The organism is Rhizobium sp. M1 (assembly GCF_002531805.1).
In the GTDB taxonomy this organism is placed as follows: Bacteria; Pseudomonadota; Alphaproteobacteria; order Rhizobiales; family Rhizobiaceae; genus Rhizobium; species Rhizobium etli_C.
Genome location: NZ_NWSW01000013.1, coordinates 1 through 18,983, shown reverse-complemented (window position 1 = coordinate 18,983; position 18,983 = coordinate 1). Strand labels below are relative to the sequence as shown.

Here is an 18,983-nt window from a genome sequence, read left to right as displayed (position 1 = left end):
CTCCTTACGCTTCCAGCGGCTGCAGATGCTGTTCAAGCAACGCTCGAAGATGGGCGTGCTGCTGCGGCAGCTTCAGAGCTTCGCCGAGATGAGCCGTATCCTCGTCGCGGTCGAAGCCGGGCTCATTGGTCGCAACCTCGAACAGAACGCCACCCGGCGTACGGAAATAGATCGCCCAGAAATAATCGCGGTCGATCACCGGGGTCACCTGATAGCCGGTGTCCATCAGCGCCTTGCGCACTTCGAGCTGCTTTTCACGGTTTTCGACCGAGAAGGCGACATGGTGGACGGAGCCGGCGCCGGGAAGCGCGCGGGCAATATTCGGCATCGTCTCGAGATCGATGAGATGCGCACCATTGCCGTCAGGCTTGATCAGCCGTTTGACCCCGTCCCTTTCCTCGGCGACGTCATAGCCCATGAACTTCAGCAGTTCGGCGGTGGCGCCGTCATCCCGCAGCCGCATGGCGACGGAGTGAAAGCCGCGAATGGCATAATCCTCGCTGATGCCGCCATGCGTCCACGGCTGGCGGCCATCGTCCCTGACCTCGACGAGCGCAAAGCCATCGCCATCGGGACCGGAGAAGTTCAACCGCTTTTCGCCGAAGCTTTCATCGCTCTTCAGGCCGCCGACGCCGAGTGCGGCAAAGCGATCGTTCCAGAAGCCGAGCGAACCTTGCGGAACCGAAAACACGGTCGTACCCACTTCACCGGTACCGGGCCGGCCCTGTGCCATCTTCGGGAAGGGAAAATAGGTCATGATCGTGCCTGGCGCACCGGTCTCGTCACCATAATAGAGATGATAGACATCGGGAGCGTCGAAATTCACCGTCTTCTTGACGCGGCGAAGGCCGAGCGCATTGGTGAAGAACTGATTGTTGGTGCGGGCGTCCTCCGCCATCGACGTGACGTGGTGCAGACCCTTGATTTGATCGAGCATGTGAGACCCCTTTCTCGCCCGCCGCTTGCGGGCTTTCGATGGATCATAAATGCGCTCGGTCAGGCCTCCGGAATAGACGTGCAGACCAAAACGCATTGTCTCCTTTTTGTGAACACAGATCCATGTGTGTTCACTTCAGGACTTATGGGGATCGACCGGCAGCTGCCAGTCGATCGGCGCCCGCCCGCGGGACTGCAGGAAGGCATTCGCCTTGGAAAAATGCTTGCAGCCAAAAAAGCCATTATGGGCCGAAAGCGGCGACGGATGCGGCGCTTTGAGCACCATATGCCGCGCCGTATCGACGAAGGCGGCCTTGCGCTGGGCATAAGAACCCCAGAGCATGAAGACGACGGATTCGCATTCGTCGTTGACCTTGCGGATGACGGCATCGGTGAAGCGTTCCCAACCCTTGCCCTGATGGGCCGCCGCCTGCCCTTCCTCGACTGTCAGCACGCTGTTCAGCAGGAGCACGCCCTGCCGTGCCCAATGCTCGAGAAAACCGTGACGTGCCGGCACTATTCCAAGATCCGCCTCCATCTCCTTGTAGATATTGACGAGCGACGGCGGTATGCGCACGCCGGGCCGGACGCTGAAACATAATCCATGCGCCTGCCCTAGCCCGTGATAGGGATCCTGACCGAGGATGACGGCCTTGACGTTGGCGATCGGTGTCAGGTCAAGAGCACGGAAATATTCGCTGCCTTTGGGAAATATCCGTTTTCCGACCTGCTTCTGCGCGACCAGGAAGGATTTAAGCTGCTGCATGTAGGGGCTTGAGAACTCCCCCTCGAGGGCGGACTTCCAGCTCTCCTCGAGACTGACGGATGTATCGCTCATCGGCAAACCTTCGATATGGGACAAACAATGGATACACGGTTCTAACAAAATAGGCCGAGGCCGCAATGGCTGTCGGTCTCGCGGCGACCATCGAAACCTGGCGAGCGGGCGCAAACCTTGTTGGTGACTTCACCGTCCGTGTTTAACTATAAGCCTGCTTCGGTATTTACGCCGGCTGGTGGGCTGAGTAGAACTTTGATCGTGACAATCGGAGCTTGTCTTCACATGAAATTCGGCACGAGCGGCCTTCGCGGACTTTCAGTCGATCTCAAAGGACGCGCCTCCGCCCTCTACGCCACCGCATTCGGCAAATATCTGCTGGAGACCGGCAAGGCACGGGCCGGCGACATCATTCTGATCGGACGCGACTTTCGCGATTCGAGCCCTGAAATCTCGGCGAACTGTGCCGGTGCGCTGACGGCACTCGGGTTCCGTGTCTTCGACTGCGGCAATGTGCCGACGCCGGCCCTCGCCCTTTATGGCCTCGAAAGCAAGGCCGCCTGCCTGATGGTCACGGGCTCGCATATCCCGGCAGACCGCAACGGCATCAAATTCTATCGCCCGGACGGCGAGATCGACAAATCGGACGAGGCGGCGATCACCGCACAGGCAGCCGAAATCGAACGAAGCGGCAAAGCGCTGGTCGAGGCGCCGGCCAAGATGGAAGATCATGAGGCGATCTGCCGGCAGCTGTTTTTCGAACGCAACACGGCCCTGCTTCCGCAAGGTGCGCTCTCCGGGCTGAAGATCGGCGTCTACCAGCACAGCACGGTCGCTCGCGATCTCCTGATCGACGTCCTCGCCCACTACGGTGCCGAGATCATCGCCCTCGGCCGCTCGGAAAGTTTCATACCGGTCGACACCGAAGCCGTTTCCGACGAGACGATCGCGCTGATGAGGCGCTGGGTCTCCGAGCATAAATTCGATGCAATCGTTTCGACCGACGGCGACGGCGACCGCCCCCTGGTTGCCGATGAAACCGGCACGCCCTTGCGCGGCGACCTTCTCGGCCTGGTGGCAGCCAACTTCTTGCGAGCCCGCACGGTGGTGACGCCCGTGACCTCCAATTCCGGCATCGAGGCCGCCGGCACTTTTGCCGTCAGGCGCACGCGTGTCGGTTCGCCCTTCGTCATATCAAGCATGGAAGAGGCAGTGGCCGCCGGCGACGATCACGTCATGGGCTTTGAAGCCAATGGCGGTCTGCTGACGGCAACCACGTTCGAGATCAATGGCCGAAAACTGCGCGCATTGCCGACGCGTGATTGTTTCATTCCCATGCTCGCAATCCTGTCGCTGGCGGCCGCCCGCAGGCAGCCGCTTTCTGTCATTGCCGCCTCCTATAAGCTGCCCTTTGCCGCCGCCGATCGTTTGGAGAATTTCCCCGTCGAGACGAGCGCGGCATTGATGGAATACCTGCGCGCCTCGGATGAAAACCTGGCCTCTTTCCTGCAGCCGATCGGCGCGGTAGCGACAAAATCCGATATCGATGGGCTTCGGGTGACACTGAGAGATGGCGGCATCATCCACTTCCGCCCGTCCGGCAATGCTCCGGAAATGCGCTGCTACGTCGAAGCAGCGAGCGAATCCGCCGCCCTCGACCTGCTGCACAGCGGGCTCGACAGAATAAGAGGCTGGGCAGCCGCCCGCTGACATGCAACGAATAAGCCGTTTATTTCAAGGAACACGCCTATGACGCAGAAAATCGTTCCCGTGATCATGGCCGGCGGCAAAGGCACGCGGCTCTGGCCGCTTTCCCGCGCCACCGCGCCGAAACAATTCATTCAGTTCGTCGGCGACAAGACGCTGTTTCAGGAGACGCTCGAACGCGTTTCCGATCCCGAGCTCTACGAAGCCCCGATCGTCGTCACCAATGAAGAGTTCCGCTTTCTGGTCGCCGAGCAGGCGCGCGAGCTCGCCCGTCCGCTCGCCGCCGTCCTGCTCGAACCGGTCGCCCGCAACACTGCGGCGGCGGTCGCTGCCGCGGCGACGCTGGCCGCCGACCTGTTCGGCAAGAATGCCATCATCCAGATGCTCGCCTCGGATCACGAAATCCTCGCCGACAAGAGCTATTTCGACTGTATTCGCATCGCCCGCGAGGCGGCGGCCGACGGCAGGCTTGTCACCTTCGGCATCAATCCGACCGAACCGGCCACAGGTTACGGCTATATCGAGATCGGCGACGCGCTGGAGAACGGCGCTCACAAGGTGAGCCGCTTCGTCGAGAAGCCGGCATTGCAGGAGGCCCAGCGGATGCTCGCCGATGGTGGCTTCTACTGGAATTCGGGCATCTTCATGTTCCCGGTGACGGAACTTCTTGCCGAACTGCAGGAACATGCGCCCGAGGTGCTCAAAGCCGCAAGCAAGGCTGTTTCCAAGGCAAGCCGCGACCTCGACTTCACCCGCCTCGATGCCGATCATTTCGCCAAGAGCCCGGATATCTCGATCGATTATGCGATCATGGAAAAGACCTCGAAGGCCGCTGTCGTCCCCTCGCCGTTCCGGTGGTCGGATATGGGAAGCTGGGATGCCGTGTGGAAATCGGGAAAACGCGACGATAACGGCAATGTCGCTGCCGCAAACACGACCGTGGTCAACACCCGCAATTCGCTGGTCATGACCCATGGCGTGCATCTTGCCGTCCAGGGCATGGAGGATGTCGCCGTCATCGCCAGCGAGGACGCCGTCTACGTCGGGCCGCTCAAGGACAGCCAGAATGTCGGACAATTGGTCAAGATGCTGGCCTCCACATCGGCGACAGCGAAGTTCACCGAAACGCACCCGACGTCCTACCGTCCCTGGGGCGGCTATACCTCCATCTTCAACGGCGATCGCTTTCAGGTGAAGCGCATCTTCGTCACGCCGGGCAAGAAGCTTTCGCTGCAAAAACACCACCACCGCTCCGAACATTGGGTCGTCGTCAAGGGAACGGCCGAAGTGACGGTTGGTGAGAATGTACGGATGCTGCGCGAGAACGAAAGCGTCTACATTCCGCTCGGCGAAGTCCATCGTCTCGCCAACCCCGGCAAGATCGTCCTCGAACTCATCGAGGTACAGACGGGATCCTATCTTGGCGAGGATGACATCATCCGCATCGTCGACGAGTTCGGTAGAACGTAAGGCGGGCTTTCGGAACGGCTGGCGGGCTCGAGGCAACGCGCCGCCGTTCCGCCGCGATCAGCATTGCTGTTGAATTTCCTCTCGGGGTTCTCGTAGAATGAAGGCGCCGACAGACATGACCGGAGATATCCCCTGATGCGTACCCTGCCCGCCCTCGCCGGATTTCTTTCACTGATGCTGCCGGCAATGGCGTTCGCCCAGACAGCGAATATGCGCGTTGCAAGCGAGGCGGAAATTCGCCAGCACCTGCCCGGCACCTCGGAGCTGAAAGAAGCCAGCAACGGCTACGAATATCGCGAGGGCAACAAGAATGGCTACAAGATAGACAACGGCCAGATCTGCGTTCTGTTTCCCAACAAGTCGAAGGACTGCGTCAGCGTGAAGACCGACGGCAAGACCTTTCAGATGATCGACCGGAAAGGCGGCCGATCGAGATTCTGACTTGCCGCACGCGTCACCTCACCGGTGAAGTTTCCTGGTCGAGAGCGAATTCGGCAATCAGACCGGAATGGTTCGAGCCGAGATTGTCGTCGAGACGTTTGAGTGAGATCAGGCGAAGCGGCGCGCGCACGAATATGTGGTCGATGGCGATTCCGAAGGCGCCAGCAGCGATTGGCCATGTCGCTGGTTCAGGTGCAAGCGTCTTCAGTTTCTGTTCGCGCAGAAGACCCTGGATGCTGGGCGCGATCGCCGACGAATTGAAGTCGCCGGACAGCACCAGAGGGCCGGAAATCGAACCGAGCGCCTTGCCGAGATCATCCAGTTCGCCCATCTGGTAGTCGTCGTAATAGGGTTTGGACAGATGCGCCGACACGAGATTGATGGCTTGGCCGCCGAAGTCGACGCTTGAGACGACCAGCCTGTCTTTCCTGAGACTGCCGATGCTTGCGACCTGCCGCATCACGAACGGCCGTTTGGAGAGGACCAGCGTATCGCAGCTATCTTTGCCGTTGTCGCAGCCGATATGATAGGGATAGGCCTTGAACAATCGCTGCAGATGAAATGTCAGCGGCTTGGCTTCGAGCAAATTGACGACATCGGCGTTCGAAGCGATCACCATGTCGGCAAGGGCCGTCGAGTTTTTCCAATTGTCGATCGCGATGTTGAACGACATCAGACGGAAAAGCGGCGCGGCACCCGTCTGCTGATCATCCTGCGCGAATTCGCGCAACATGACGAAACCGTGAGCGGTGAGAAAAAGCGAGGCGAGCAGTAGAACCAAGCCGTAGATCTGCCTTTTGACCGCCAGAATTGCCAGACTGGCGGCAATGAAGATGACCCCGAGATGGATCTGAAAGCTGTAGACAAAGGACAACAGCCAGAAGTTCGTGACATAGCGCAGCGACACGATGGCAATGGCAAGGGTCAGAAATGCGCAGAGAATCCAATAGATTATGTCTCGCATCGATCCTGATTCCGCTTGCCGACGACTGGGCGGGCATAACATGCAGGCCGGCATGTTGCAACGCAACATAACGATCGGGCCTCATCCCGGCAGATGAGCAATATCGATGGCATGCGCCAAGCAGACCGCGCCGACGCCCGTGAAACCGGCATAGGTGTCGCAGCCTTCCCCCTCAAAGACCTATCGACTCGGCCTCTTCTTATCTTGTAAGGGGGGGCACGTGATACGGAATCGGCTCTTTGCCGTCGGCAGGGGGCCAAGAAAAGGTGGGAATGCGCTACTTCATCACAGGGACGGCCGGTTTCATCGGTTTTCATCTGGCCAGGCGCCTGCTGCAGGAGGGGCATGAGGTAACGGGCTTCGACGGCCTCACGCCCTATTACAACGTCAAGCTCAAGGAGATGCGCCATGCGGCCCTCTCCCAGTTTCCGGCCTTCAAACCGGTCGTCGCGATGCTCGAGGACCGGCCGGCGCTGGAGGCGGCTGTCCTCGCGGCCAAACCCGACATCCTGATCCACCTCGCCGCACAGGCCGGCGTACGCTACAGCCTGGAAAATCCCGAAGCCTATATACATTCGAACGTCGAAGGCTCGTGGAATATCATGGAAATCGCCCGGCGGGTCGAAGTCCGCCATCTGATGCTGGCCTCGACATCATCGATCTATGGCGCCAACGCGACCGTCCCCTTCCGCGAGACCGATCGCGCCGACGAGCCGCTGACCATTTACGCCGCGACGAAGAAATCGATGGAGCTGATGGCGCACAGCTATGCCCATCTTCACAAGATTCCGACCACGGCCTTCCGCTTCTTCACCGTCTATGGCCCGTGGGGCCGGCCCGATATGGCGCTGTTCAAATTCACCAAGAACATGCTCGAGGGCCAGCCGATCGAGATCTACGGCGAAGGCAATATGAGCCGCGATTTCACCTATATCGATGATCTCGTCGAAGCGATCGTCAGGCTGTCGGCCATTGCGCCCGGCGAGGAAAATCGCCTCGACGACGCGGCGGTCGAAACGCTTTCACGCCAGGCGCCCTTCCGCGTCGTCAATATCGGCGGCGGCCAGCCGGTCAGCCTGATGGTTTTCGTCGAGACGGTGGAAAAGGCGCTCGGCCGGCCGGCCATTCGCCAGATGCTGGCGATGCAGAAGGGCGATGTGCCGCGCACCTTCGCCGCCCCCGATCTGCTTGTCGCGCTCACGGACTACAAACCGGGAACGACCTTGGACGTCGGCGTCAAGGCTTTCGTCGAATGGTATCTCGATGTGCGCGGCCAGCTCGACGGCTAGATCCGGATGATTTTCAGCCGCGTTCGTAACCGGCTTCCGTGGCGTGGTTTGGGCAGTCTTTGGGAAGCCCGGTCCATGACCAATATCGCTCCCCAGTCACGACACGGGGTCCATCCCAAATATGAGCAAGCCCGCAAACAGGAGTGTGGGCAGGCTCTGTGCCAGCGTAACCATTCTAAGCCAACGAGGGGCTCTACCGAAGCACCAATAGATACCATTGCAGATGCTCGAGACCAGATTTCCGGTACCGAGGACCAGTAGCCCCAGAACAGCGCCAAGGTTGGGAAAGAAGCCGCCGCCTGAAGGACTCATAATCAGGAAAGCGCCGAGGAAAATGCCGCCGCTCAGAGCCAGGACTGAAAAGACAGCGCAAACTGTAAGTGCAAGACTTCTCATCGCTCGACGATCCACGAGTTGAGGGGTTATGGGCGCGTCGACCTCTGTAATCGCAAGCCCTCGATAGTCATGAGATGCGTGTTCGCTCGCCGTCCGGCTCCGCATCAACGAGGGAACGATCCGATTTCCAGTTTTGCAATCAACTGGGCAGGAAGATCGCCGCTTATTATGGACGCATCCGCTTTAGCAAAGACCATTTCACCCTCCTGCCATGCATCATATTCCATATCGATCCGCATCCCGTCGCGTTCGACTGCAGCCCAGGAGAAGTCCAGGCCGCCGCCCTTCCGCACGGACCATCCTGCCGCTGCCAGCGCTTCGATGACCGCCCGCCAGCTTTCCTCCGACAGCCCGGAAAGAGAAATCTGATCAACCATAGCGATGCCTTCCGCCCCGGTGACCAGATGTTTTTGAGCGCGCGCGGGGGCCTTGGCAACCCATCAAGGACCTTCCCGGGGCATCACCGCTACCCACAGCACGCGCATCAGGTCGGGCCGCGATCTCAGCGCAGAAACGTCACCGCCTGCACCGCGTCAACCGTCTTCCACAACACATAGTCGACAACGGCGGCCAGGCTCTGCGAATAGGTGTTGAGTTCGTAACCCTGATCCTCGACCGCAGCAGGGCTGCGCAGAACGAAAGGAACGACCGGGCGCACGAAACCGGCGCGTGTCGTCAGCGGAACCTCTGGCGAATGGCCGATGGCGGACGTGTACATCAGATCGCGTGCGAGGCTGGCGGGGCCGACGGCGAAGGCCGGCCCGGCAGCGGCAGTCACGGTCAAAGTCAAAGCGATGGCGGCAAGTGCTCTCTGCATGTCAGGTCCCCATTTGTGGATCGGCCGGCGTTCGCTCCGTCCGGCTCCAAACGATCGACGCGTCTGTCCACGCCTCGGCCGCTTTCATGAAACCACTCTACACGCCAGGATTTGCAGGGCTTTTAAGCGGATCGGTCAAATTTTACGAAATTTGACTTTCTCCGGCTTTCTCGGATTGAGGACCGAGAGGCGCCCGGGCACATGGCGAACGCATCCGCCGGCCGATACGCCGCCTCGACCAAACGCGCAATGCCAATGGTGTGAACGCCGGCCCGCAGTCTACAGAATGCGATCCAGCTTCTTGTTGATGTGCAAATTGGGCATCAATCCCGCACTCTGGGCAGCGTGATAGGACTCTCGCGCCGCGTCGAACGAGATCGACCACATAATGGCGCTCAGCAGGAGCGCGATAATATAGATCTGAATACGCATCGAACCGGCGGTACGGAAAGAGCAAGGCGGTTTTGTGTCAAAACATGGCCGGGAAGCAACGAAAAAGCGTCGGCCGCTTGTTTTGCAACCGGCCGACGCCAGACATATCAGTGTCGTGAAAATTAGCGATAGTCGCATCGCTACCCTGTTGGCAGCCAAATCGAGGCTTGGTTCCTCTTCTCACCCCGAGAGCCCTGAGAGGTCCGTTCCCACGGGCCTCTTTGCCTTTGCTTATCCGCGCTGCCGTCGGTCACCGAATGCGGGCTCAACACGAGCGGCGCTGCGCTGCCAAAAATAATCAATCGATTGACTTATTTTTCATGCCATGTTACAAAATCTTCATGATCAAGGAAAAGGCCAATCCACCACCAGCCTCGGCACGCGCCGATGTCGCGCGGCAGAAGATGCTTTCCGCCGCCCTCGACGTCTTTGGCCGCTACGGCTTCGACGGCGCATCGACCCGCCAGCTGACCGAAGCGGCCGGTGTTAATCTGCAGGCCATCCCCTATTATTTCGGCAGCAAGGAAGGCCTTTATATCGCCACCGCCGAATATCTGATGGCCCGCATCGACACGCATATCGGCGATATGAGAGCGCGCATCGGCACGCATCTGCTGAGCCTGGAGGCCGCAGGCAAACCGCTCGGCGAGGCCGAAGCCCGGCGCTTCCTGACCGACATTCTCCAGACCATGGTGACGCTTTTCGTCGGCAAGGAATCCGAATCCTGGGCGCGCTTTCTGATCCGTGAGCAGATGGAGCCGACGGAAGCCTTCGCCAGGGTCTATCAGGGCATCATGCGGCCGATGATCGAGATCGGCCGGCGGCTGATCGGCGCCATCCTGCGTGAGGATCCGGCTTCGGAACATGTACGCCTGCGCACCTTCAGCCTTCTCGGCAGCATCCTCGTCTTTCGTGTCACTCACGCTGCCGTGCTCGCCCAGATGGAGTGGGACGTCATTGGACCGGAGCAGGTGCAGATCCTGCGCGGGCTGGCCGCCGAACTGGTCGATGTGCTCGGCCAGCCGAAGGAAGGTGCCGCATGAGGCGTAGCCTTCCCATCGCTCTCCTTCTCTTCGTTGCTGCGGGGGCCGCGGCCTGGTGGTACGGCCTGCCCGAAAAGCTCGGCTGGTTGCCTGAGGCGCGCCGCGAATTCGTCCTTTACGGCAATGTCGATATCCGTCAGGTCTCGCTCGGTTTCCGCGTCAACGGCCGCCTCTCCGAACTCCGCGTCGATGAGGGCGATGTCGTCAAGAGGGGGGCACCGCTGGCGAAACTTGACGCCGCGCCCTATGAATTCGCCGTCCGTTCGGCGGAGGCCAATGCGGCTGCTCTTCGGGCGACGCTCGACAAGCTGAAGGCAGGCCCGCGGCCGACCGAGATTGCCCAGGCACGCGCCGCCTATGACGAGAGCCTCGCGGATCTGCAGAACGCCAACCTCGCCTATGAACGCGCCCGCCAGCTTCGTCCGCAGGGCACCATTTCCGAGGCGAACCTCGACCAGGCGACCGCCGCGAAGGCGATGGCCGCCGCCCGCTCCCAGTCCGCCAACGAAGCGCTGAAGCTCTTGCAGGAAGGCTCGCGCGTCGAGGATATTGCCGCCGCCGATGCGCAGCTGAAGGCAGCCGAGGCAACACTGGCCTCGGCCCGTACCTCGCTTGAAGATACCGAGCTTCGCGCCCCGAATGACGGCGTCGTCCTCTCGCGGGTGCGGGAAAACGGTGCGATCGTCTCGCCGGCCGACACCGTCTTTGTGCTGTCCCTGACCGAACCGGTCTGGGTGCGCAGCTATCTCGCCGAGCCCGATCTCGGCCGCATCCACCCCGGTATGAAGGTTTCCGTCACCTCCGATACGGCGCCCGACAAACCCTATGAAGGCACCATCAGTTTCATCTCGCCGGTCGCCGAATTCACCCCGAAATCGGTGGAGACGCCGGAGCTCAGGACCGATCTCGTCTATCGCCTGAGGATCGTCATCGACAAGCCAGGTCCGGACCTGCGCCAAGGCATGCCGGTCACCGTGCGGCCTCCGGCGTCTGCGGCAGGCGGACGATGACCGCCGTCGAGACCACCTCCCAGACAGGTTGGGACGACAAGCCGCTCGTCCGGATCGACGGCGTCACCAAACGTTTCGGCAACGCGCCCCCTGCCCTTGACAGCGTCTCCGGCACGATCGCCGGCGGTGCGATCACCGGCCTCGTCGGCCCCGATGGGGCCGGCAAGACGACGCTGATCCGCCTGATGACCGGGCTGATGCTGCCCGACAGCGGAACGGTTGAGGTTCTCGGCTTCGACACCAGGAAGAATGCCGCCGGCATCCAGGCGGCGATCGGCTACATGCCGCAGCGCTTCGGCCTCTATGAAGACCTCTCGGTGCAGGAAAATCTCGATCTCTACGCCGATCTGCGCGGTCTGCCGAAGAGCGAACGCGCGAGCACCTTCGACGAACTGCTCACCTTCACCGACCTCAAACGCTTCACCGGCCGGCTTGCCGGCAAACTTTCCGGCGGCATGAAGCAGAAGCTCGGCCTTGCCTGCGCGCTTCTGAAAAAGCCGCGCCTGCTGTTGCTCGACGAGCCGGGCGTCGGCGTCGATCCGATCTCGCGGCGCGACCTGTGGAAGATGGTCGAGAACCTGACGAGGGAAGGCATCGGCGTGCTCTGGTCGACCGCCTATCTCGACGAGGCGGAAGCCTGCGATCATGTGCTGCTTCTGAACCAGGGAAAGCTGCTCTTTTCTGGAAAACCGATGGAGATGACCGAGCGCATGAGCGACCGGGTCTTCAGAGTATCCGGCGTCAAAGGTCGCCGCCGGCAGGTGCTCGCCGAACTCCTTGAAGCCAATGGCGTCATCGACGGCGTGATCCAGGGCGAGGCGATCCGTCTCGTTGCGGCAAAGGACATGAAACCCGATATCGACACGGCCGGCGGCAGCGCAACGCTCACTGCCGCCCCGCCGCGCTTCGAAGATGCCTTTGTCGATATGCTGGGCGGCGGCCCCGGCGGCCGCTCCAGGCTGGCCGAAGCACAGGAACCGCTGAAGGCCGAGGGCGATCGGCCGGTGATCGAGGCCAGGGGCCTGACCAAGCGCTTCGGCGATTTCACCGCGGCCGAGGACATCAGCTTCGATATCCGCCGCGGCGAGATCTTCGGGCTGCTCGGCCCGAATGGCGCCGGCAAGTCCACCACCTTCAAGATGCTCTGCGGCCTGTTGAAGCCGACCGGCGGTGAAGGCCGCGTCGCCGGTTTCGATCTTCGCCGCGATGCCGCCGAGGCCCGCAACCAGCTCGGCTACATGGCGCAGAAATTCTCGCTCTACGGCGATCTCACCGTCATGCAGAACCTCGAATTCTTCGCCGGCGTCTACGGCCTTCGCGGCCAGCACAGACGCGAGCGCATCGCGCTGATCGCCGATATCTTCGATTTCGGCCGCCATAGCCGCGAGGCCGCCAAGGATCTGCCGCTCGGCCTCAAGCAGCGCCTGGCGCTCGCCTGCGCCGTCATGCACGAGCCGCGCGCCCTCTTCCTGGACGAGCCGACCTCCGGCGTCGATCCGATCACCCGCCGCGAGTTCTGGACGCATATCAACGGATTGGTCGAAAAAGGCGTCACCGTGCTCGTCACCACCCATTTCATGGACGAAGCGGAATATTGCGACCGCATCTCGCTGATCTATCGCGGCCGCTCGATCGCGCTCGGCTCGCCCGATGAATTGAAGGCCAGGGTGGCGACCGAAGAGCAGCCGGACCCGACGATGGAGGATGCCTTCATCGCGCTGGTGCAGCAGTCGGAAGCGGAGGATGCGGCATGAACGCTTCCGGCGGCCGGCTTCGGCGTCTTTTTGCCCTTGTGCGCAAGGAAAGCTTTCAGGCGATCCGCGATCCGAGCAGCATCCTCATCGCCTTCGTGCTCCCGCTGATCCTGCTCTTTCTCTTCGGCTATGGCGTCTCGCTCGATACCACCCGCACCCGCATCGGGTTGATCGTGGAAGAGATGACGCCGCTGACGCAGGATCTCGCGGCCAGCTTCCGGGCCTCGCGTTATTTCGATGTGGCGATCGGCCGCGACCGGCGCCTGTTCGAGGAGGATCTCGTGCTCGGCAAGGTGCGCGGCATCGTCGTCATTCCGGCCGATTTCACCACGCGCTACACCGCCGGCAACCGGCCCGACATCCAGGCGATCGTCGATGGCTCCGATCCGAACACCGCAAACTTCGTGCAGAATTATGCGCAGGGCGCCATTGCCAATTGGGAACGGCAGAGGCAGGCGGATGTCGCCACCTCCAAGCCCGCCATCACGGTCGAGCAGCGCTTCTGGTTCAACCCGGAGCTGACCAGCCGCAATTTCCTCGTGCCGGGCTCGATCGCCATCGTCATGACGCTGGTCGGCACACTTCTGACCTCGCTGGTCGTCGCCCGCGAATGGGAGCGCGGCACGATGGAAGCGATGATGGCGACGCCGGTGACGGCGGTCGAGCTGCTCGCCGGCAAGATCCTGCCCTATTTCCTGCTCGGCCTCACCTCGATGACGCTCTGCGTGCTGCTTGCCGTCTTTCTCTTCGGCGTGCCGTTCCGCGGCTCCGTCGCCGCCCTCTACGCCCTGTCGGCCGCCTTTCTGATCCCGGCGCTCGGCCAGGGCTTGCTGATCTCGACGGCAACCAAGAACCAGTTCCTCGCCTCACAGTTGGCGCTGATCTCCGCCTTCCTGCCGGCCTTCCTGCTCTCGGGTTTCCTGTTCGAGATCAACTCCATGCCTGAGATCATCCAGTGGATCACCTTCATCGTGCCGGCGCGTTACCTGATCCCCAGCCTGCAGACCGTGTTTCTTGCCGGCGACATCTGGCCGATGTTCGCCAAGGCAATCTCCGTCATGCTGACGATCGGCGCCATCATGTTCATGCTCGCGGCGCGCAGCACCCGAAAGAGGATCGGCTGAGATGGGATGGACAAGGCTCTACGCCCTCATCGTCAAGGAACTGCTCGCCGTGCTGCGCGACCCCAAGGGCCGCGCCATCCTGATCGGACCGCCGATCGTCCAGCTACTGGTCTTTTCCTACGCGGCGACCCTCGAAGTGCGTAATGTCGACGTCATGATCTTGAACCGCGACAGCGGCCACTGGGGCCAGGAACTGATCGAGCGCATCGATGGCTCGCCGACCTTTCGCAGTATCGAGATTGCCGCCGATCAGGCCGAAGTTCAGGTGGCAATCGATAACCAGACAGTGATCGCAGCGATCGAAATCGGCCCGGATTTCTCCCGCAACATCGAGGCGGAAGCGCCGGCCGATCTGCAGGTGATCCTCGACGGCCGCCGTTCCAATGCCTCGCAGATCGTCGCCGGCTACCTCTCGCAGATCAGCGCGGCCCTTGCCGCCGAGACGCCGGCAGGCAGGCGCACCGGCCCCGAGATGGTTTCGACCATGCCCCGCAACTGGTTCAACCCCAACCTCACCTATCAGTGGTTCATGGTGCCGAACCTGATCGCCAGCATCGCGCTCTTGATCGGCCTGATCGTCACCGCCTTGTCGATCGCCCGCGAGCGCGAACTCGGCACCTTCGATCAGCTGATGGTCTCGCCGCTACGCCTGCACGAGATCCTGATCGGCAAGCTGATCCCGCCGATGATGATCGGCCTGTTCCACATCACCGTCTATATCCTGGCAGCCGTCTTCCTCTTCGAGGTGCCGTTGCGCGGTTCGCTCTTCCTGCTTTACGGCAGCGCCATCTTCTATCTCGGCTCGGTCGCCGGCCTCGGCCTCTTCATCTCGGCGCTGTCGATGACACAGCAGCAGGCGATCCTCGGTGCCTTCCTGTTCATGGTCCCGGCCATGCTGCTATCGGGCTTCGCAACGCCGATCGAGAACATGCCAGGCTGGCTGCAGCCGATAACCTTCATCAATCCGCTGCGCTATTTCCTGGTGATCGTCAAAGGCGTTTTCCTCAAGGATATCCCCTTGAGCGAGGTGATAAACCAGACGATCCCGCTGGCGCTGATCGCCTCCGTCACGCTCAGCGCCGCCGCCTGGCTCTTCCGCCGGCGGCTGGAATAATCGACGTCCGGCAATGCTTCAGCCGCCTCACAGAATGTGAATCAGCCTTCCAAAGCGTGACTCTTTGCAGCGGGAACATCGAATAGATGGCGTCGTTAACGAGACGCAACCCCAGCAAAGGAGAAGCAAAATGTACAAGATTCTACTTGTCTCCAGCGCCCTTGCGCTGTCGTCTTTTGCCACCAATGCTCTGGCTGACGGAGCCGTCACCGGTGCTGCCGGTGGCGCCATCACCGGCGCGATTGTCGGCGGTCCCGTAGGCGCTGCCGTTGGTGGCGTGGCCGGCGGTGTTGCCGGCGCCGTTATCGATCCGCCGCCGCGCGAGGTCGTCACCTATGTCGAACAGCAGCCGGCCCCGACCTCTCGCGTGGTCGTCGAACAACCGATCGTCGTCGGTAAGCCGCTTCCGGCTGATGTCGTCGTCACTCCGGTGCCCGACAACCCGAAATATGCCTATACCGTCGTCAACGATCGCCGTGTGATCGTCGAGCCCCGCACCCACCGCGTGGTGCAGGTGATTGAATAATAAGATCGCCGAAGCCGCCTACTGCGGCTCGGCTACCTCCGGCCCCGCTTCGGCGGGGCCTTTTTCGTTTGCTTGCGCCATGCCGATCAGCGTGAACAGGCCGGCAAGGCGTCGCGGTATCGTGAACCCTTGCGGCAACGCATCGAGTGGAATGCGATCGCCATAGAGCTTGCCCTGTTTGAGCGATAGAATCTGGATGGTTGAAAGCATCGCCGATCCTCCATCTCGTCGACGGGATGAGCCTCGCTCAAACGGCGGATTGGGTCCTTAAGGCCGCGCTAAAAGCTGCAAAACTTCCAAAAACCTATGCACGCGCCCTCATCCCGGCGCGCGCCAGCCCTTCCAGAACCGGCGCAAAGCGCCTGGGATCCTTGGCCGGCTGGCCGGCCGCGATGCCTTCCAGCGTCACATCGGGTGCGATCGCTTCCAGCGCATGCAGGAACTGCTGCGCCTGCCCCATATTGCCGAGATGCGCATGGGCCGCGATCAGCATCCAGTAGGTCGGGTCGAAATGCGCGTTGAGCGCCAGCGAGCGCGACGCGAATGAAATCGCCGCCTCGTAATTGCCGCGGAAGATCTCCGCCATCGCAATCCCCGTCAGCGAGAAACGCGCATCCGGATCTCGCGGCCCAAGCCTTACGGCGCGATGCAGGCGTTCGAGCGCATGATCGATATCGCCGCAGTGCAGAGCCGCGATGCCGGAGCAGGCAGCGACGAGCAGATCGTTGGGATTGGCGGCCGCTGCCGCCTCCAACACGGCGACCCCACCTTCATAATCCTTGCCCGTCTGCAGCAAGGCCATGCCGCAATGGGCCATCACGCGGGGATTTCCGGCTGAATGCTGGAGGCCGCGGCGCGCAAGACCGATGCATTCCGCCACGTCGTCCTCTCCGAGCCTCGGCCAACCCATGGTGATGCGATGTTCGAGCGCCCATGCGGCGTGCGCCAGAAGCATTGCGTTTTCCGGTTCGATGGCGAGCGCCTCGCGCAATAGGCCATAGGCGGCGGCGTTGCCAGCGATCGACTCGTCGATGATCCCGGCAAGCGCCCGCAGATAGAGGTCGTAGATAGCGGGACTGTTCGGCCGGTCGCGCCGCGATCTCTGGATCTCGGCGATCTCGATTGCCGGCTCGACGATCGAAGCGACCTGCTCGGTGATGTGGTCCTGGAAGGCGAACATGCTGCCTATGCCGCCTTCGAAATGATCGGCCCAGAGATTTGCCGCCGTTGCCCCATCGACCAGTTGCACGTTGATGCGCACCATCGCGTTCTCCCGCCGGATGCTGCCCTCAAGGAGGTAGCGTACCCCAAGCTCGGCTGCGACCTCCCGCATATCAACTGTGCGACCCTTGTAGACGAAGGCGGAGTTGCGCGAGACGACCGAAAAGGAACGGAACCGTGCCAGCGCCGTGATGATCTCCGTCACCACGCCATCCGCAAAATAATCCTGATCGGCGTCGCCGCCGAAATTGACGAAGGGAAGAACCGCCACGCTCGGCGGCTGCGGCGCCACCGTTGCCGCCCCGGCATCCTCCTGGCGCGGCAGGCGATACCCCACTCTCGGAACGGTGACGATCCAGTCGGTGCCATTGGGCCTTGCACCAAGAAGCTTCCTGAGCGCGGCAATTTGAACGGTGAGGTTGCCTTCCTCCACGGCAAGCCCCGGCCAGACGCGATCCATCAGATCCGCCTTGGTGACGACGCGCCCCTCGGCCTCCAGCAGCAGGCCAAGCAAGGCCGCCGGCCGGGGCCCTGTCGCAACGGCCCTACCCTCCCGCCACAGGCTTGCTGTCACGGGATCGTAAAGGAACGGACCAAAGGAAAGCGTCGAGCTGCCCATATGGAAGCATAACGCGAAAATATCACGGACTGAAAGCGGCACGACGCTTGGGAAAGCCGCCGCAGGGGCGACGGCTTTCCATCAAGATGGCATCAGACCTTCAGCTCGCGCCGCTCACGCTCGGTGACCATGGCGAGGTCGAGAACTTTCTGCAGGTTGGCGGCGTGGCGGAAATTGGGATCCGGCTGGATGCGGCTTGCTACCGCCTCGGCGAAGCGCTGGTAGTTGGTCGGCACCGGCGTCACCTCGATCTCCCTCCAGGTGGCGGTCTCGGCATCCTCGCCGAGGCAGCCGCGCAATTCGGAACCACCGGGGCGATGAATGACCTCGAGGCTGCCCTTCTCGCCGTAGATGCGCAACTTCAGTTCATTCAGATGGCCCGTCGCCCAGCGGCTGGCATGGATGACGCCGAGCGCGCCGTTGGCGAAATCGACCGACATGGTGAAGCTGTCATTGGCGTCGAGCATATATTCGCCGATCTGGCCGCCCGGCGCCTTGTTGAAGGTCTTCAGCCGCGCGAAGACATGATCGATGTCGGTCGCGGCGCCATAGGCGGCGAAATCGAGGATGTGGATGCCGACATCGCCGAGCACGCCGTTCGAGCCATGGCCGGTGGACAGCCGCCACAGCCAGGTCGATTCCGTGCGCCAGTCGCCCCAGGCGCGCGAGACGAGCCAGCTCTGCAGATAGGATGCCTCGACATGTTTGATCGTGCCGAGCTCGCCGGCCAGCACCATCGCGCGGGCGCGCTGCAGCGGCGCGACATTGCGATAGGTGAGGTTGACCATGTTGATGATGCCGGCCTTTTCGGCCGCTTCCGTCATCTCCAGCGCCTTCGGATAGTTCTCCGCCAGCGGCTTCTCGCAGAGCACATGTTTGCCGGCGGCGATCAGCGCCAGAGTCGTCGGGTGATGGATGCGGTCGGGCGTAATGTTCGTCGCCGCATCGAATTCACCCCAGGCGATCGCCTCATCCAGCGACAGAAACCGCTTTTCGATGCCGAACTTGTCGGCGAAGGCGGAAAGCCGGTCGGGATCGGTGTCGACGGCGCCGACCACCGTTACGCCGTCGATTTTGCTGAAGTGGGTGAGTTGGCTTTTCGCCATCACGCCCGTGCCAAGAACGAGTAGTCGCATGAATGCTCCTCAGCGGTAACCGGCTTCGCCGGCCTGATGCAGTTTCGGACCGCGTTCGACGATCGGCTCCAGTGCCTTTTCTACCGGCACATTTGGAGCGTCGGTAATAGCAGTCAACGCCGCTTGCGGGTTGTAGGCCCATTTGACGCCGTTGATCAGCACCTTCTGGACATTGGCGTCGTGATAGGTCGGATAGGTCTCGTGGC

18 protein-coding genes and 1 pseudogene are annotated in these 18,983 nt (G+C 61.7%); 10 read left to right on the top strand and 9 right to left on the bottom strand.

What is annotated here, in order from left to right; genetic code table 11:
• Positions 1-4 precede the first annotated feature (4 nt).
• Together CO655_RS13965 and ung are read right to left on the bottom strand one after the other, a co-directional pair.
• A complete protein-coding gene (locus CO655_RS13965) occupies positions 5-937 on the bottom strand; it encodes a VOC family protein (protein ID WP_010029926.1) in 933 nt (310 codons plus the stop codon).
• Positions 938-1,072: 135 nt separating this feature from the next.
• Positions 1,073-1,774, bottom strand: a complete 702-nt coding sequence (ung, locus tag CO655_RS13960) for a uracil-DNA glycosylase (protein WP_097604225.1) — start codon at positions 1,772-1,774, stop codon at positions 1,073-1,075.
• 225 nt (positions 1,775-1,999) lie between these two features.
• On the opposite strand from ung, the gene CO655_RS33850 reads away from it, so the two are divergent.
• The 3 genes from CO655_RS33850 to CO655_RS13950 all read left to right on the top strand — a co-directional run bounded on the left by CO655_RS33850 (position 2,000) and on the right by CO655_RS13950 (position 5,332).
• Positions 2,000-3,424 (top strand): phosphomannomutase, encoded by a 1,425-nt coding sequence (locus CO655_RS33850; protein ID WP_176539246.1) that lies wholly within the window; start codon positions 2,000-2,002, stop codon positions 3,422-3,424.
• Between the two features lie 39 nt (positions 3,425-3,463).
• Positions 3,464-4,891, top strand: a complete 1,428-nt coding sequence (locus CO655_RS33845; RefSeq protein ID WP_176539245.1) for a mannose-1-phosphate guanylyltransferase/mannose-6-phosphate isomerase — start codon at positions 3,464-3,466, stop codon at positions 4,889-4,891.
• A 135-nt stretch (positions 4,892-5,026) separates the two neighbouring features.
• Positions 5,027-5,332 carry a hypothetical protein gene (locus CO655_RS13950; RefSeq protein ID WP_010028923.1) on the top strand — a complete coding sequence of 102 codons (306 nt, stop codon included), beginning with the start codon at positions 5,027-5,029 and terminating at the stop codon, positions 5,330-5,332.
• 13 nt (positions 5,333-5,345) lie between these two features.
• Here the strand turns inward: CO655_RS13950 and CO655_RS13945 are convergent, their stop codons facing one another.
• The gene (locus tag CO655_RS13945) at positions 5,346-6,296 is read right to left on the bottom strand and encodes an endonuclease/exonuclease/phosphatase family protein (protein ID WP_010028922.1); all 951 of its coding nucleotides are present in this window, start codon (positions 6,294-6,296) and stop codon (positions 5,346-5,348) included.
• A gap of 272 nt (positions 6,297-6,568) precedes the next feature.
• Between CO655_RS13945 and CO655_RS13940 the strand changes: the two genes are divergently transcribed.
• Positions 6,569-7,585 (top strand): NAD-dependent epimerase, encoded by a 1,017-nt coding sequence (locus CO655_RS13940; protein WP_097665126.1) that lies wholly within the window; start codon positions 6,569-6,571, stop codon positions 7,583-7,585.
• A 500-nt stretch (positions 7,586-8,085) separates the two neighbouring features.
• Here the strand turns inward: CO655_RS13940 and CO655_RS13930 are convergent, their stop codons facing one another.
• Both CO655_RS13930 and CO655_RS13925 read right to left on the bottom strand, forming a co-directional pair.
• Complete coding sequence (locus tag CO655_RS13930) at positions 8,086-8,358, bottom strand: hypothetical protein (protein ID WP_097665124.1); 273 nt, start codon at positions 8,356-8,358, stop codon at positions 8,086-8,088.
• 125 nt (positions 8,359-8,483) lie between these two features.
• The gene (locus CO655_RS13925; RefSeq protein ID WP_097665122.1) at positions 8,484-8,798 is read right to left on the bottom strand and encodes a hypothetical protein; all 315 of its coding nucleotides are present in this window, start codon (positions 8,796-8,798) and stop codon (positions 8,484-8,486) included.
• A gap of 773 nt (positions 8,799-9,571) precedes the next feature.
• Here CO655_RS13925 and CO655_RS13920 point away from each other — a divergent pair.
• The 6 genes from CO655_RS13920 (at position 9,572) to CO655_RS13895 (ending at position 15,801) form a co-directional block, all read left to right on the top strand.
• Entirely contained in the window at positions 9,572-10,273 is a 702-nt protein-coding gene (locus CO655_RS13920; RefSeq protein WP_097665121.1) for a CerR family C-terminal domain-containing protein, read from the top strand.
• Positions 10,270-11,283, top strand: coding sequence for a secretion protein HlyD (gene hlyD, locus CO655_RS13915; RefSeq protein WP_097665119.1), 1,014 nt, complete (start codon positions 10,270-10,272; stop codon positions 11,281-11,283). The genes CO655_RS13920 and hlyD overlap by 4 nt, the downstream gene beginning before the upstream one ends.
• Positions 11,280-13,037, top strand: a complete 1,758-nt coding sequence (locus CO655_RS13910) for an ATP-binding cassette domain-containing protein (RefSeq protein ID WP_097665118.1) — start codon at positions 11,280-11,282, stop codon at positions 13,035-13,037. Before hlyD ends, CO655_RS13910 begins: the two co-directional genes overlap by 4 nt.
• Positions 13,034-14,161: an ABC transporter permease gene (locus tag CO655_RS13905; protein ID WP_097665117.1), complete on the top strand. Its 1,128-nt coding sequence runs from the start codon at positions 13,034-13,036 to the stop codon at positions 14,159-14,161. The genes CO655_RS13910 and CO655_RS13905 overlap by 4 nt, the downstream gene beginning before the upstream one ends.
• 1 nt (position 14,162) lies before the next feature.
• Complete coding sequence (locus CO655_RS13900; RefSeq protein ID WP_097665116.1) at positions 14,163-15,275, top strand: ABC transporter permease; 1,113 nt, start codon at positions 14,163-14,165, stop codon at positions 15,273-15,275.
• 130 nt (positions 15,276-15,405) lie between these two features.
• Positions 15,406-15,801 (top strand): DUF1236 domain-containing protein, encoded by a 396-nt coding sequence (locus CO655_RS13895; protein WP_097665115.1) that lies wholly within the window; start codon positions 15,406-15,408, stop codon positions 15,799-15,801.
• An 18-nt stretch (positions 15,802-15,819) separates the two neighbouring features.
• On the opposite strand, the gene CO655_RS13890 is transcribed toward CO655_RS13895, so the two are convergent.
• The 4 genes and pseudogenes from CO655_RS13890 to CO655_RS13875 all read right to left on the bottom strand — a co-directional run.
• Positions 15,820-16,011 carry a hypothetical protein gene (locus CO655_RS13890; protein WP_097665114.1) on the bottom strand — a complete coding sequence of 64 codons (192 nt, stop codon included), beginning with the start codon at positions 16,009-16,011 and terminating at the stop codon, positions 15,820-15,822.
• Between the two features lie 94 nt (positions 16,012-16,105).
• On the bottom strand, positions 16,106-17,641 hold the full coding sequence (locus CO655_RS13885) for a winged helix-turn-helix domain-containing protein (RefSeq protein WP_097665112.1): 1,536 nt from the start codon (positions 17,639-17,641) through the stop codon (positions 16,106-16,108).
• A gap of 92 nt (positions 17,642-17,733) precedes the next feature.
• Positions 17,734-18,777, bottom strand: a complete 1,044-nt coding sequence (locus tag CO655_RS13880) for a Gfo/Idh/MocA family oxidoreductase (protein WP_097665111.1) — start codon at positions 18,775-18,777, stop codon at positions 17,734-17,736.
• Between the two features lie 9 nt (positions 18,778-18,786).
• A pseudogene (locus tag CO655_RS13875) lies at positions 18,787-18,983 on the bottom strand (trehalose utilization protein ThuA); the annotation flags it as partial.

Excerpts from the sequence above, each read along its gene's own strand:
- CO655_RS13965 (WP_010029926.1), bottom strand. The coding sequence starts at position 937 with ATGCTCGATCAAATCAAGGGTCTGCACCACGTCACGTCGATGGCGGAG.
- ung (WP_097604225.1), bottom strand. The coding sequence starts at position 1,774 with ATGAGCGATACATCCGTCAGTCTCGAGGAGAGCTGGAAGTCCGCCCTC.
- CO655_RS33850 (WP_176539246.1), top strand. The coding sequence starts at position 2,000 with ATGAAATTCGGCACGAGCGGCCTTCGCGGACTTTCAGTCGATCTCAAA.
- CO655_RS33845 (WP_176539245.1), top strand. The coding sequence starts at position 3,464 with ATGACGCAGAAAATCGTTCCCGTGATCATGGCCGGCGGCAAAGGCACG.
- CO655_RS13950 (WP_010028923.1), top strand. The coding sequence starts at position 5,027 with ATGCGTACCCTGCCCGCCCTCGCCGGATTTCTTTCACTGATGCTGCCG.
- CO655_RS13945 (WP_010028922.1), bottom strand. The coding sequence starts at position 6,296 with ATGCGAGACATAATCTATTGGATTCTCTGCGCATTTCTGACCCTTGCC.
- CO655_RS13940 (WP_097665126.1), top strand. The coding sequence starts at position 6,569 with ATGCGCTACTTCATCACAGGGACGGCCGGTTTCATCGGTTTTCATCTG.
- CO655_RS13930 (WP_097665124.1), bottom strand. The coding sequence starts at position 8,358 with ATGGTTGATCAGATTTCTCTTTCCGGGCTGTCGGAGGAAAGCTGGCGG.
- CO655_RS13925 (WP_097665122.1), bottom strand. The coding sequence starts at position 8,798 with ATGCAGAGAGCACTTGCCGCCATCGCTTTGACTTTGACCGTGACTGCC.
- CO655_RS13920 (WP_097665121.1), top strand. The coding sequence starts at position 9,572 with ATGATCAAGGAAAAGGCCAATCCACCACCAGCCTCGGCACGCGCCGAT.
- hlyD (WP_097665119.1), top strand. The coding sequence starts at position 10,270 with ATGAGGCGTAGCCTTCCCATCGCTCTCCTTCTCTTCGTTGCTGCGGGG.
- CO655_RS13910 (WP_097665118.1), top strand. The coding sequence starts at position 11,280 with ATGACCGCCGTCGAGACCACCTCCCAGACAGGTTGGGACGACAAGCCG.
- CO655_RS13905 (WP_097665117.1), top strand. The coding sequence starts at position 13,034 with ATGAACGCTTCCGGCGGCCGGCTTCGGCGTCTTTTTGCCCTTGTGCGC.
- CO655_RS13900 (WP_097665116.1), top strand. The coding sequence starts at position 14,163 with ATGGGATGGACAAGGCTCTACGCCCTCATCGTCAAGGAACTGCTCGCC.
- CO655_RS13895 (WP_097665115.1), top strand. The coding sequence starts at position 15,406 with ATGTACAAGATTCTACTTGTCTCCAGCGCCCTTGCGCTGTCGTCTTTT.
- CO655_RS13890 (WP_097665114.1), bottom strand. The coding sequence starts at position 16,011 with ATGCTTTCAACCATCCAGATTCTATCGCTCAAACAGGGCAAGCTCTAT.
- CO655_RS13885 (WP_097665112.1), bottom strand. The coding sequence starts at position 17,641 with ATGGGCAGCTCGACGCTTTCCTTTGGTCCGTTCCTTTACGATCCCGTG.
- CO655_RS13880 (WP_097665111.1), bottom strand. The coding sequence starts at position 18,777 with ATGCGACTACTCGTTCTTGGCACGGGCGTGATGGCGAAAAGCCAACTC.